Origin of the sequence: Hephaestia caeni, from assembly GCF_003550065.1 — a bacterium.
GTDB lineage: Bacteria > Pseudomonadota > Alphaproteobacteria > Sphingomonadales > Sphingomonadaceae > Sphingomonas > Sphingomonas caeni_A.
On sequence record NZ_QXDC01000005.1, the window covers coordinates 197,608 to 209,197 of the forward strand.

Genomic DNA, 11,590 nt, shown 5'->3' on the forward strand with positions numbered 1-11,590 from the left:
AGCGATGGCGGGCCCTTTTTCGTCTCGGAGGACACGATGTCGGACAATGCATCCGATCTGGCGCGCCGCATGGCCAGGCAGGCTGAGGCGGTCTGCCGGCATTATCTTTCCAACGGCCGCCGTGAAGGACGCTATTGGCTGGTAGGCGATGCCCGCAACACGCCGGGGCGGTCCATGTTCGTCCGCCTAAAGGGCACCGAATCCGGCAAGGGCGCTGCAGGCAAATGGACCGACGCCGCTACTGGCGAACACGGCGATTTGCTCGACGTCATCCGCGAGACACGCGGTCTCGTGGATTTCAAGGACGTCGCCGAAGAGGCGCGAACCTTCCTCAGCCTTCCGCATCCTGAGCCTGAGCGGCAATCAAGTCCGCGGCTGGCGCCAGCTCCGACCGGATCGCCCGAGGCCGCACGCCGGCTCTTCGCCATGTCGCAACCGATTCCGCGCACTGTCGTAGACACGTATTTGCGGAACCGCGGCATCACGGCTTTGCACGGAACCGGATCGCTGCGCTTTCATCCGCGATGCTATTTCCGGCCGGACGAGCATAGTCCGACCGAGAGCTGGCCGGCGATGATTGCATCTGTCACCGATCTCGGCGGCCGGATCACCGGCGTGCATCGCACGTGGCTTGCACCTGACGGCAGCGGCAAGGCACCGGTCGACACGCCGCGGCGGGCGATGGGCGACCTCCTCGGTCACGCGGTCCGGTTCGGAATAGCGCATGACGTGATGGCGGCCGGCGAAGGCATCGAGACCATTCTGTCGCTGCGAATGGCAGCGCGCCGCATGCCGATGGTCGCCGCGCTGTCGGCCGCACATCTTGCAGCCATCCTGTTCCCGGCGACACTCCGCCGACTCTACATCGTGCGTGACGACGATCCGGCTGGCGATGGCGCGCGCGACAGCCTGATCGAACGGGCAAACGCTGTCGGGATCGATGCGATTGTTCTGTCGCCGACGCTCGGAGACTTCAACGAGGATCTCAGGCTGATCGGCATCGTTGCGCTTTGCGCCAATGTCCGCGTTCAGCTCGCCCCGGAAGATGTCGCGCGCTTCGTCGCGGCCGAGGCGATGTAGTTCCGGAGGGATGCGACAAGAGGGGCGGCGCTGTCAGCGCGATCACCCTGGCTGCTTCCCATCTCGCCGGAGAGACCGCGACCCGGCCTTCGAGAGGGCGATCGGCCGTCAAACGGTCCGGTCCGGCAATGGCTACGCCCGGTTCTTTTCCGCCGGCCCTTCGGGCCTTTGCATCGCGAAGCAAAACAACCGGGCTTCGCCATCCTCCGCTGACGCTTCGGCCCTGCGCTTCGCTCCGGGTGCAGGTCCGGCCCGCCCGACGGCTTTCGTCGCCAGAAGGCCGCGAGGGTCGCGGTCAAACCGACGAAGGAGCATCCCATGACAAGCGATCGCGACGACTTCGAGCCCCATCACGCTTCATCTCCTACCGACCACCTTCTCACCGAACTACAGCTTTACGGCTTCCGCCCCTTCCAGGACGAACTAGACCCGAGGCCGCTGCCTGAGGGGAACGCCGTCGCCGGCGCCATTGCCGACATCTTCGATGCGCTGATTGTCACCTTGCGGGACACCCGCCTCGAGCCTGACCTCGACGATCTGCTTTGGTCGACCGTCAATCTCTTCCACCGCGCCACCGACCGGATCGAGCGCGAACTCGACGACAATGAGCAGGCGCAGCGGCGGAGCCAGCGGGAGCAGGACGGCTCCGAGGTGAAATCCGTCGACCTGGAACGGCTCACCGCCGAGGGACAAACGCTGATTGAGCGCAGGGACGCGTTCGAGCTGATGCGCGACCAGGCCGCCGAACATTTCGAACGCCACACCAGCTCATCTTGGCGGCCGCGCAGCGGATCGATGGTCAACCATCGCAACCTGACCTCGGCGATGATCGACAGCCGCGACTTCCTCGCCGCCAAGCGCCGCGCCGAAACCGAAGTGATGCTGCCCGCGGGTCCGAAGATCGCCTTCACCGGCGGTCTCGACTTCAACGACCACCGGCTGATCTGGGCCAAGCTCGATCAGGTGCACGCCAAGCATCCGGACATGGTGCTGCTGCATGGCGGATCGCCGAAGGGCGCCGAGCGCATCGCCGCCCGCTGGGCCGACCATCGCAAGGTTCCGCAGGTCGCGTTCAAGCCCGACTGGACGAAACACGCCAAGGCTGCACCGTTCAAGCGCAATGATCAGATGCTCGAAGTCCTGCCCATCGGCGCCATGGTATTTCCGGGAACCGGCATCCAGGGCAATCTTGCGGACAAGGCTCGCAAGCTCGGCATCCCAGTTTGGAAGTTCGGCGGCGCGTGAGCGCCTCCCAACTTAACCTGCTCGCGGAAGCGGAAGTCCAGCCGGATTTCCGCTCCCGTTTTCGCTCAATTTCGGCTATGCTCAGGTCGCGCCATGGTGGTGGTGGAAGGCACGACCGTCAGACATTTTCTCACGGGAGCCCATTACCATGATCTTCATCGGCATTCTCGCCAGCATCGCAGCCATTGGCATGCTCTGCTGGCTCTTGTTCACCCTTGCCGTATTCGCACTGCCCGCCTTCGCCGGCGTCACCACTGGAGTTTGGGCCTATCAGACCGGCGCGGGCTGGATCGGCGGCATCGTCGTCGGCCTGGTCGCCGCCGCACTGACGTTCGGCATCGGCCAGTTCCTGCTCGCCTTCGTGCGGCCGCTCTGGCTGCGCCTCGCGATCGCGATCGTGTTCGTCGCGCCCGCAGCGCTCGCCGGCTATCACGCCACCCATGGCATCGTGAAGCACACGATGCCTTCCGACACGTGGCAGATCGTCTTTTCCGTCATCGGCGCAATTGCCGTCGGCGTCACAGCATTCGTGCGCGTGGCGGCGATGGCAGCGCCCGGACCGTCCGGGCGGGGCTTGGCACGCGCCTGACGCCATCAGCAGCAGAGGCAGAACCAACTAATGATCTCCCCAGCGCCGCCCTCGTCATCGAAGCCATGGGAATGGCGGTTAGCGCCACTCGGACCTTAGTCTCGGTCAACCCGTGTCGCGTCATCGCAGTTTCACGCTGGAGCAGTGAGGCGTCGTTCGGTCACACGATCGAAACATCGGTGTGCGAGCTTTCATACCAGAGCAGTGTCTGCGTCGAGATGCGGTCAGGCCCGGAACGGTCGCGTGGAATCGCCAACCGCGTTGACGCCGGGACCGCGACGGCAGCGCGCTCGCCACGTTCTCCTCAATCCATCTCTGTCTAACCGACCGCTCCAAAACGGCCTCTTCAATGGGCTGATCTGGCCGAAGGCCGGCTGCGCCTCGATCGCCTATGCGGCAATGGCGCCGAGCGACTTTCTTCCCCTGCCGGCTGCGCCGTCATCCTCGCGAAACAACAAAGTCGCCTGGCTGCCATCCTCCGCTGCGCTGCGGTCGCAAGCGATGCCGCGTCGATCGCCTTCGGCCCGCCGATCGCCATCGAGGCCGCAATGGTGCGGGCTCGGAACAGAGTTCAAGGAGAACTATCATGGCGACCATCGGCACCTTCAAGAAGACCGGCAACAACGAATTTGTCGGCGACATCGTCACCCTCTCGGTCCAGGCCAGGAACGTCCGCATCGTCCCGGAGAACGGCCGCTCAGCCGAGAACGCTCCCAGCCACCGCGTCTTCGTCGGCCGCGCCGAGATCGGCGCCGCCTGGTCCAAGCGCTCGAACGAAGGCCGCGACTATCTGAGCCTCAAGCTCGACGATCCGAGCTTCACCGCCCCGATCTTCGCCAACCTCTTCGACGACGAGGACGGCGAGGGCTACAGCCTCATCTGGTCCCGCCCCAGCCGTAGGAACGCGGATTGACCGCCCGGCTCAGGATGCCCCGCCCGATCCTCGGGCGGGGCAAGCCCTTCAAGGCTCGTCGATCCGGCTTTGCGCATTGTCGGCATTGCGCGTCGGCGGTTTGGTAGTCTCTCGGTTTGAATTACGCGCCACCGCCCTTTTGCGGATAGTGTCGTCCAATGAACGGCAAGCTGAAAGACTGGGCACGCACGATCAAGCGAGACGTGCATGCGATTTATCTCGCTGCTCGCGATCCTCGCACCCCCTGGTACGCGAAAGCGCTGGCGCTATGCGTTGCTGGATACGCTCTGTCGCCAATAGATCTGATTCCAGACTTCATTCCAGTGCTGGGGTATCTCGACGACGCGATAATTGTGCCGCTCGGCATTCTGGCTGTGATCAAAATGATCCCGCCAGAAGTTTTGGCAGAGCACCGCGCCGCCGCCGCTCTTGCCGGAGTGCGCCCGGTGAGTGGAACCGCCGCCGTAGTAATAGTTGCGTCTGGGTCGCATCCGTTGGACTGACGGCATGGCTCGGCTATCGCTATTTCACCGGCTGAATTTCAAACTGAGGCACTACCGGCGGTTTTGACGGATTTGCACGTTTCCGCTTATCCGGCAGTGCGGATCGGGCAAGTCGGGCCGCGACTCGCTGAGACTCACGTCTCAGCTTCCTCTACCGCCTCATCGAGAAGGTCGGCGGGTCTCACGCCCAACGCTTCCGACAAATGCCACATCGTCAACAGCGTGACATTCTGCTGGCCCCGCTCCATGCCGCTCACATAGGCGCGGTCCACACCCATTTTCACGGCGACCGCTTCCTGACTCAGACCGGCCGCGACGCGATACCTCCTGACGTTGGCTCCAAAAATTCTGCGAATGTCCATCCGCAGGATAGGAGACAATCGAGTATTATATCGCTACGTGTTATAATACACGGCCGCGAAGCCTCCTCGCGATGCCGCCACTGGGCTGGCGCGATGCGTGAAAAGCATCGGGAAATTTCAGCTATCGGTCTGGTTTGCATTGGCGATGCGGATACGATCGATTAACCAAAGAAGATGGACGCGCCGATGACCGTCATTGCTTTCCAGGACCGTCCGCCCGACGGCGACCGCCTGACGGGTTACGACGAAAGCCATCTTGCTCTCTATATTCGGCTCCTCGATGCCGCCGCCGAAGGCGCCGACTGGCGTGAGGCGGTGCAAATCCTTTTCGCGCTCGATCCGGACCGCGATCCCGACCGCGCCCGAATAGTTCATGACAGCCATCTCGCCCGCGCCCGCTGGATGACCACCACCGGCTATCGCGAGCTCCTCCGTCCCCGCGTGTCTTAAAGCAGGACACTCCTCCCGGTTGTGCGAGGCATCACGCCGCGCAGTTTTGGGGACTTCCGCCGCGCCTCGTCGGCGGCGAGGCTTGGGCGTGGAGGGGGCCACTCAAAACGCGGACGAGGAGACGCGTATGGCCGAGCCGCCGGATTGGCGATTGCAGACAACCGAACGCGCGCTGAACCGCTTGGAGCGGCAAGGGTTTGCGTGGGAGTTCCTGCGCCGGAATCCCGACTATCGCAGCGACTATGACCGTCTGCGCAGCACGCCGGCCAGCCGGTCAAGCGCTTCATTGCCCCATAGGAGCGCCGCCGCCCCACAGTGGGGGCTGCGATTTCCTGCTCGACCCCGATCGCTCCGCTAACGAGACCGCGATCTTCTGGCGGCCCGAGGTTGTCGCCAGCGTTCTGATGCTTGAAGCCGCGCCGGCCGTCTTTCGCATGGCCCGGCGGCTCGAACAACTCGACCTGACCCACGCCACATTGCACGCGCAGCCCGGAGGCGAAGGTGCGATCGTAATAGCCGATCCCGACGGTGATCATTATTTGGTCGCCGGAGCCATCGACCCGGCTCAGCCGCTCGCCATCCTGCTACCGCTCGACGACAACTTCCACATCCGCACCGAAGCGGCATTGCGATTCCAACGCCGCCTATTTGGACGTGCCGCCGGTCCGCTACCGCGCGCGCTCACGCTCACACCGCGCCACCGCTTGCGGCTGGTGCGCATGGTGCGCGCGCTCGATGGCCGATCCGCGGGCGCGACTTATCGCGAAATCGCCGGAGTGCTTTTCGACACGCCCCGGCAGTCCGCTGCCGAGTGGAAGACGTCGTCCATCCGCGCCCAGACGATCCGCTTGGTGAAGGATGCGCAGACGATGATGCACGGCGGCTATCTCCGTTTGCTCGCCGGCCGCTGACCCCGCCTCGGCTCCCCTCAAGCGTGACCGTAAGGGGGTATGCGCACGCAGGGGCCTCACTTCGTCATCCACCCTGACGCCGATGGTTCGCCACCGTGGTCGCCGCTTCGCCACCGCACGCTGGAGGCGCAGCCGAAGCCCGGAGGCCCCATGCCAGCAGCGCGACTCGACCCCCCGCCACGCTATCTCCGCACCCCTGAGGCTGCGCGCTTCCTCGGCCTGTCAGGTCGCACGCTCGAGAAGCATCGCACCTATGGCACCGGACCAGTCTATCGCAAGCTGGGCGGCCGCATTGTCTATGCCCTCGACGATCTTCAGGCCTGGGCGGATCGTGGCACGCGGCTTTCCACATCTGATCCGGGACATGACGTTGTCCATCCCGCCAAGCCGCACGCAAGGCTTGGCCATGGGAATGCCGCCCGTCGCGGTGGCGGTGCGTCATGATCGTCGCGCTCCTCAACCAGAAGGGCGGCGTCGGCAAGACGACGCTCGCGCTCCATCTCGCCGGCGAATGGGCCAGCAGGGGGAGGCGCGTCCTACTCATTGACGCGGACCCACAGGGCTCCGCGCTCGATTGGTCGCAGCAGCGCGCGCGCGAAGGTTTACCGCGCCTGTTTGGTGTTGTCGGTCTAGCGCGAGATACGCTTCACAACGAAGCGCCGGAACTGGCGCGAGGCGCCGATCATGTGGTGATCGACGGGCCACCGCGCGTTGCCGGCCTGATGCGATCAGCACTGCTTGCCGCCGACCTGGTGCTGATCCCGGTGCAGCCATCGCCCTTCGATGGCTGGGCCTCGGCGGAGATGCTGTCGCTGCTTGGCGAGGCGCGCATCTATCGTCCGCAGGTCGTGGCTCGTTTCGTGCTGAACCGATGCGGCGCGCGCACCATCATCGCCCGCGAGACGGCCGAGACGCTCGCCGACCATGATCCGCCGGTGCTCGCGTCCACCATCGGCCAGCGCGTCGCCTTCGCCGACACAGCGCGGTCTGGACGCCTCGTCTCGGAGATCAACGAGCACGGCCCGGCAGCGCGCGAGATCACCGCGCTCTGCGCCGAGATCGGGAGGATCGCGCCATGACCGGGCGATCCCAGAAACGCGGCTTCACTGCACGTCCTGTCGATCCTGAGAGCTGGGTCAAAGCCTCCGATCCGCGACCCGCTCGGAACGGCGACGCCGCGTTCACGGCACGGCTCACGATCGATGTGACGCCCGACATGCGCGGCCAGATCAAGATCGCCGCGTTCCAGCGCGGCGTCACCGTCGCCGACATGCTGCGCGAACTGCTCGCCCGCGAATTTCCTCCAGCCGAAGGAGACACGCAATGAACGGCGCTGGTCATTTGCGCGGCGTGCCGGCGGCGCTCCTCTTCGACGGTCTGACTCGCGTCGAACTGACCTGGATCGAGAAGAGGGTCGAATACTGGATTCGGTTCGGCCAGGACGTCCAGGAACAGATTCTCGACCGACGCCGGCGCGTGCTCAGCTTCCCGCCCCACAGTGTCTTCGCCTTTGTCCGTTGGGCGGCAAACGACTTCGGCACGATCATCTCGCGCATCGACATCGTGCGCGCGATCTCGCCCGGCGAGCACTACCAGACTCTGCCCTTCGTGCGTCCTGGTGGCGACATCCTGCTGAGGATGGACGGCTGGCCAAAGGTCGAGCGCGTACTGCAGATCGTCGACGCCATCGAGTCGGTCGGCATCAATCCGGCTGAGGTCTCACCGCATCATTGGCGGCATGTTCATAATCGTCTCGCTGCCGGCCAGGAACCGCGCAGCTACACGGCGGAGCAGCATCGGGCCATCCTTCTGCGCCGGAAGGTCGAGCCATGACCCGCTTCGGCTACGTCATGACGACGTACTTCACCGTGATCTTGATCGGTGGCCTGTCCTTCATCCACATCACGCCCAGGCTGATCTGGAACGCGTCCGCCAGCACGCCGGTCGGCCTCTATTCAATCGATCGGTCGCCGCAGCTCGAAGTGACCGACCTGGTCGCCGTAAACGCACCCGAGCCGCTCGCATCGTTCCTCGCTGAGCGCGGCTATCTGCCTCGCGGCGTCCCGCTCCTGAAACGCGTTGCGGGTCTATCGGGGCAACAAGTCTGCCGCACCGGCGCACACGTCACCGTAGACGGCATCCCGGTCGGCGACGCGCTGCCGCGCGACCGTCTCGGCCGCCATCTCCCCGTTTGGCAGGGCTGCCGCCGCATCGCCGCCGACGAGATCTTCCTCATGAACTGGTCCGTGGAGGACAGCCTGGACGGTCGCTACTTCGGTCCAGTTTCCCGCGGCTCGGTCATCGGACGAGCAACCCCTCTCTACACCGACGAAGACGGCAACGGCCGCTTCGAATGGCGCGCCGCGACGCGGTGAAGACGCGCCCATTCCCATTTCACCGCACCACACAGGAGGCTTCCATGCCGCAGATCGGAGAGTTCACGCGCACCAAGACCGGCTATGCCGGCCGCATCCGAACGGTCGCTCTCGACATCGAGATGGTGCTCGTCCCCGCCGAGCATTCCGACACCGAGAACGCGCCGGACTATCGCATTCACCTTCGCGACGACGGCGGTCCGGAGATCGGCGCCGGATGGAGGCGAACCGGCGAGAAGGCCGGCGACTACGTTTCCTTGCAGATCGACGACCCGTCACTCCGCCAACCGATCCGCGCCAACCTGTTCCAGTCCGGCGACGACAAGTCCGCCTGGGGCCTGCACTGGAACCGTCCGCCGAAGCGCAATGAGCGGGACTGACGGCATGCCGACGCGCCGCCCATCGCGCAGGCAACCGGTGGAGACCGGGCGGACACGCGCCGCCCGGCATCTCTCCGTCCTTCTCCTTTCCGGCCTGCTGATCGTCAGCGGATCACCGGCCACCGCGCTGGCGCAGAACGCGACGACCTCGCGCGCAAGCCCAGCCGATCCGTTCGCCGTCTTCATCGCCGAGGCTTCGCAACGCTTCGGCATTCCGGAGCGCTGGATTCGCGCCGTCATGCGTGCCGAAAGCGCGGGCGACGTGCGCGCGATCTCATCCGCGGGCGCAATGGGTCTGATGCAGATCATGCCCCATACATGGACGGAGCTTCGCACACGCCACCGACTGGGGCGCGATCCTTACAGTCCGCGCGACAACATCCTCGCGGGCGCGGCCTACCTGCGCGAGATGTATGATCGCTATGGTTCGCCAGGCTTCCTGGCCGCCTACAATGCGGGGCCGGGACGCTACGAGGAGTATCTCGCCGGTCGCCCGCTCCCGGCCGAGACCCGCGCCTACGTCGCCGCGCTGGTCCCTTTATTCGGCGGCGGTGATCTCCCCAGTCCAGTCGCCGTCGCCGTCGCCGATCCGCCACAGGCTTGGACCCGCGCCCCGCTGTTCGTCGCGCGTATCGAGCGCATCTCGGCTGCCGATCCAGCGCAAACCCCGCACCATCCGGACGACGCTCCTGCGACACCTCCCGTGCGCGAGGTTTCCGCGATCATGCCGCAGTCCTCCGGCCTGTTCGTCGCGCGGCCTGATGGTCGAGGGCCGCAATGACCGCGCTCACTCGAGATCGCGGTCTGGCGTACTCCGGCGCATCATGGCGTGCGTGGAAGGGGGAGCGAGGCAACACGACCGCACGATGGCAGGATAAAGGGGCGCGATGTGCGCCTCGGTTCGGTTGTGCTTTTTCAAGGGCTTATGCAGCAAATTCGCGAGGTGCGCCTGTCTGGCGCAGTCTGCGGCTTCAGCGATTTCATAAGCAAATCAGCGCCATCGCGCGATGTGCAGGCGCGCGACCATGACCGACGAGAACGATTTCCGAATCCGGCCAGGCCGCATCCGCTCGACGCGCGTGCAGCGCGCCAGACCCTTCATCGCCCAGGCGCTCGCCGCCGCCCAGCGGGCCGGCGGATCGGTTTCCCGCAAGGGGACGATCGGGCCGGGCCACCGCTCCCGGTTCGGCCGCGGTCAGCGCGCATCAGTGCAGGCCAACCGGCTCATCACCTCCCGCTCGCGCGGCGCCGTCGTCAAGGCGCGCGTCGTCCGTCACGCCGGACGCGGCGCGCCGCTCGCCACCCATCTCAACTATCTGCGCCGCGAGGGCGTCACCCGGGACGGAGAGAAGGCGAGGCTGTTCGGCCCTGGTACGGACCATGCCGATCCGAAGGCGTTCGCGCAGCGATGCGAGGACGACCGGCATCATTTCCGGTTCATCGTCTCGCCGGACGACGCCGTGGAGATGTCGGACCTCAAGACCTTCGCCCGCGATTTGGTCGGCCAGATGGAGAAGGACCTCGGCACCAAGCTCGAATGGGTCGCCGTCGATCACTGGAACACCGAGCATCCGCACGTCCACCTGATTGTGCGTGGCGTGCGCGAGGACGGCGAGAACCTCGTCATCTCCCGCGACTATATCAAGGAAGGCATGCGCGATCGGGCGCGGGATCTGATCACGCGGGAGTTGGGTCCGCGCACGGATCACGAAATCCGTCGCACCCTGGAACGTCAGATCGACGCCGAACGCTGGACCAACCTCGATCGCCAGCTCACGCGCGATGGCTGTCGCACCGGCGTCATCGACCTTGCGCCGCATCCCAACCGGCAGCCCGACGAATTCCACGCCCTCAAGGTCGGACGCCTGCGCAAGCTCGAATCGCTTGGGCTTGCCGACCAGGTTGGCCCCGGCCAGTGGATTGTGTCCGAGAATGCCGAGACGACTCTGCGCGAGCTGGGCGAACGCGGCGACATCATCAAGCGAATCCATCGCGGCCTTTCGGAACGCGGCATCGAGCGCGGCACGGCCAGCTACGTGCTGGCAGGCGAAAGCCTGGACGATTCTGTCGTCGGCCGTCTGGTGGCTCGCGGCCTCGACGACGAGCTGAAGGGCACCGCCTATGCCGTGGTCGACGGCGCGGACGGACGGACCCATCATATCAAGCTGCCCGATCTCGACGCCGCCGGGGACGGCGCGCCGGGCTCGATCGTCGAGCTGCGCAAGTTCGACGATGCCCAGGGCCGGCGCCGCGTCGCCCTGGCGGTCCGCTCGGACCTCTCGATCGAACGGCAGATCACCGCAGCCGGCGCCACCTGGCTTGACCGGCAAGCTATCGCCCGTGAACCGATCGCACTCGGCGGCGGCGTCGGCGGCTTTGGCGCAGAGGTGCGCGAGGCGCTGGACCGGCGCGCCGAGCACCTGATCGCGCAAGGTCTGGCGGAGCGTCAGAGCCGTGGCGTCAGCTTCAGCCGCGACCTGATCGAGACGCTGCGCCGGCGCGAGCTGGACGCGCTCGCCGATAAGCTGTCGGCGGAAAGCGGGCGGCCGCTGACGCGTGCTTCGACGGGTGAGTATGTCGCCGGCACCTACAGGCAGCGCTTCGCGCTCGCCTCCGGCCGCTTCGCGATGATCGATGACGGCCTCGGCTTCCAGCTCGTTCCCTGGTCTCCATCACTCGAAAAGCAGCTCGGCCGTCATGTCTCCGGTCTCGCGCGAAGCGATGGCGGCATCGACTGGAGCTTCGGCCGCAAGCGGGGGCTCGGCCTGTGATCACCGCTCCT

General features: G+C 65.7%; 16 protein-coding genes and 1 pseudogene. 16 read left to right on the forward strand and 1 reads right to left on the reverse strand.

From position 1 onward, the window contains the following. Positions 1-36: 36 nt before the first annotated feature. The 5 genes and pseudogenes from DFR49_RS20015 to DFR49_RS20040 all read left to right on the forward strand — a co-directional run. Entirely contained in the window at positions 37-1,080 is a 1,044-nt protein-coding gene (locus DFR49_RS20015) for a DUF7146 domain-containing protein (protein WP_012114850.1), read from the forward strand. Positions 1,081-1,398: 318 nt separating this feature from the next. Then, positions 1,399-2,325 (forward strand): DUF2493 domain-containing protein, encoded by a 927-nt coding sequence (locus tag DFR49_RS20020; protein WP_012114851.1) that lies wholly within the window; start codon positions 1,399-1,401, stop codon positions 2,323-2,325. A 148-nt stretch (positions 2,326-2,473) separates the two neighbouring features. Further along, entirely contained in the window at positions 2,474-2,914 is a 441-nt protein-coding gene (locus DFR49_RS20025; RefSeq protein WP_012114852.1) for a hypothetical protein, read from the forward strand. A 586-nt stretch (positions 2,915-3,500) separates the two neighbouring features. Further along, positions 3,501-3,827 (forward strand): DUF736 domain-containing protein, encoded by a 327-nt coding sequence (locus DFR49_RS20035; protein WP_012114853.1) that lies wholly within the window; start codon positions 3,501-3,503, stop codon positions 3,825-3,827. 179 nt (positions 3,828-4,006) lie between these two features. After that, positions 4,007-4,303: pseudogene (locus DFR49_RS20040) on the forward strand (YkvA family protein); the annotation flags it as partial. Positions 4,304-4,464: 161 nt separating this feature from the next. Here DFR49_RS20040 and DFR49_RS20045 read toward each other — a convergent pair. Then, the gene (locus DFR49_RS20045; RefSeq protein ID WP_041575612.1) at positions 4,465-4,692 is read right to left on the reverse strand and encodes a helix-turn-helix domain-containing protein; all 228 of its coding nucleotides are present in this window, start codon (positions 4,690-4,692) and stop codon (positions 4,465-4,467) included. Between the two features lie 186 nt (positions 4,693-4,878). Here DFR49_RS20045 and DFR49_RS20050 point away from each other — a divergent pair, with 186 nt between their 5' ends. The 11 genes from DFR49_RS20050 (at position 4,879) to DFR49_RS20100 (ending at position 11,579) form a co-directional block, all read left to right on the forward strand. Continuing rightward, complete coding sequence (locus DFR49_RS20050; RefSeq protein WP_041577054.1) at positions 4,879-5,142, forward strand: DNA -binding domain-containing protein; 264 nt, start codon at positions 4,879-4,881, stop codon at positions 5,140-5,142. A gap of 127 nt (positions 5,143-5,269) precedes the next feature. Next, positions 5,270-5,500 (forward strand): transcriptional regulator domain-containing protein, encoded by a 231-nt coding sequence (locus tag DFR49_RS22600; protein WP_119037542.1) that lies wholly within the window; start codon positions 5,270-5,272, stop codon positions 5,498-5,500. A 46-nt stretch (positions 5,501-5,546) separates the two neighbouring features. Continuing rightward, positions 5,547-6,053, forward strand: a complete 507-nt coding sequence (locus tag DFR49_RS20060) for a DUF2285 domain-containing protein (RefSeq protein ID WP_049775951.1) — start codon at positions 5,547-5,549, stop codon at positions 6,051-6,053. Between the two features lie 150 nt (positions 6,054-6,203). Then, positions 6,204-6,497 (forward strand): helix-turn-helix transcriptional regulator, encoded by a 294-nt coding sequence (locus tag DFR49_RS20065; RefSeq protein ID WP_012114857.1) that lies wholly within the window; start codon positions 6,204-6,206, stop codon positions 6,495-6,497. After that, the gene (parA, locus tag DFR49_RS20070) at positions 6,494-7,132 is read left to right on the forward strand and encodes a ParA family partition ATPase (RefSeq protein ID WP_012114858.1); all 639 of its coding nucleotides are present in this window, start codon (positions 6,494-6,496) and stop codon (positions 7,130-7,132) included. The genes DFR49_RS20065 and parA overlap by 4 nt, the downstream gene beginning before the upstream one ends. Further along, positions 7,129-7,380, forward strand: a complete 252-nt coding sequence (locus tag DFR49_RS20075) for a hypothetical protein (RefSeq protein ID WP_012114859.1) — start codon at positions 7,129-7,131, stop codon at positions 7,378-7,380. The genes parA and DFR49_RS20075 overlap by 4 nt, the downstream gene beginning before the upstream one ends. Next, positions 7,377-7,886 (forward strand): DUF2840 domain-containing protein, encoded by a 510-nt coding sequence (locus tag DFR49_RS20080; protein ID WP_012114860.1) that lies wholly within the window; start codon positions 7,377-7,379, stop codon positions 7,884-7,886. The genes DFR49_RS20075 and DFR49_RS20080 overlap by 4 nt, the downstream gene beginning before the upstream one ends. Next, on the forward strand, positions 7,883-8,428 hold the full coding sequence (locus DFR49_RS20085) for a S26 family signal peptidase (protein ID WP_012114861.1): 546 nt from the start codon (positions 7,883-7,885) through the stop codon (positions 8,426-8,428). Before DFR49_RS20080 ends, DFR49_RS20085 begins: the two co-directional genes overlap by 4 nt. A gap of 44 nt (positions 8,429-8,472) precedes the next feature. Further along, on the forward strand, positions 8,473-8,808 hold the full coding sequence (locus DFR49_RS20090) for a DUF736 domain-containing protein (RefSeq protein WP_012114862.1): 336 nt from the start codon (positions 8,473-8,475) through the stop codon (positions 8,806-8,808). A gap of 4 nt (positions 8,809-8,812) precedes the next feature. Continuing rightward, on the forward strand, positions 8,813-9,589 hold the full coding sequence (locus DFR49_RS20095; protein WP_012114863.1) for a lytic transglycosylase domain-containing protein: 777 nt from the start codon (positions 8,813-8,815) through the stop codon (positions 9,587-9,589). A gap of 244 nt (positions 9,590-9,833) precedes the next feature. Next, on the forward strand, positions 9,834-11,579 hold the full coding sequence (locus DFR49_RS20100; RefSeq protein WP_041575619.1) for a relaxase/mobilization nuclease domain-containing protein: 1,746 nt from the start codon (positions 9,834-9,836) through the stop codon (positions 11,577-11,579). The last annotated feature ends 11 nt before the right edge of the window (positions 11,580-11,590 follow it).

Coding starts and splice junctions, on each gene's coding strand:
- DFR49_RS20015 (WP_012114850.1), top strand. CDS start 37: ATGTCGGACAATGCATCCGATCTGGCGCGCCGCATGGCCAGGCAGGCT.
- DFR49_RS20020 (WP_012114851.1), top strand. CDS start 1,399: ATGACAAGCGATCGCGACGACTTCGAGCCCCATCACGCTTCATCTCCT.
- DFR49_RS20025 (WP_012114852.1), top strand. CDS start 2,474: ATGATCTTCATCGGCATTCTCGCCAGCATCGCAGCCATTGGCATGCTC.
- DFR49_RS20035 (WP_012114853.1), top strand. CDS start 3,501: ATGGCGACCATCGGCACCTTCAAGAAGACCGGCAACAACGAATTTGTC.
- DFR49_RS20045 (WP_041575612.1), bottom strand. CDS start 4,692: ATGGACATTCGCAGAATTTTTGGAGCCAACGTCAGGAGGTATCGCGTC.
- DFR49_RS20050 (WP_041577054.1), top strand. CDS start 4,879: ATGACCGTCATTGCTTTCCAGGACCGTCCGCCCGACGGCGACCGCCTG.
- DFR49_RS22600 (WP_119037542.1), top strand. CDS start 5,270: ATGGCCGAGCCGCCGGATTGGCGATTGCAGACAACCGAACGCGCGCTG.
- DFR49_RS20060 (WP_049775951.1), top strand. CDS start 5,547: ATGCTTGAAGCCGCGCCGGCCGTCTTTCGCATGGCCCGGCGGCTCGAA.
- DFR49_RS20065 (WP_012114857.1), top strand. CDS start 6,204: ATGCCAGCAGCGCGACTCGACCCCCCGCCACGCTATCTCCGCACCCCT.
- parA (WP_012114858.1), top strand. CDS start 6,494: ATGATCGTCGCGCTCCTCAACCAGAAGGGCGGCGTCGGCAAGACGACG.
- DFR49_RS20075 (WP_012114859.1), top strand. CDS start 7,129: ATGACCGGGCGATCCCAGAAACGCGGCTTCACTGCACGTCCTGTCGAT.
- DFR49_RS20080 (WP_012114860.1), top strand. CDS start 7,377: ATGAACGGCGCTGGTCATTTGCGCGGCGTGCCGGCGGCGCTCCTCTTC.
- DFR49_RS20085 (WP_012114861.1), top strand. CDS start 7,883: ATGACCCGCTTCGGCTACGTCATGACGACGTACTTCACCGTGATCTTG.
- DFR49_RS20090 (WP_012114862.1), top strand. CDS start 8,473: ATGCCGCAGATCGGAGAGTTCACGCGCACCAAGACCGGCTATGCCGGC.
- DFR49_RS20095 (WP_012114863.1), top strand. CDS start 8,813: ATGCCGACGCGCCGCCCATCGCGCAGGCAACCGGTGGAGACCGGGCGG.
- DFR49_RS20100 (WP_041575619.1), top strand. CDS start 9,834: ATGACCGACGAGAACGATTTCCGAATCCGGCCAGGCCGCATCCGCTCG.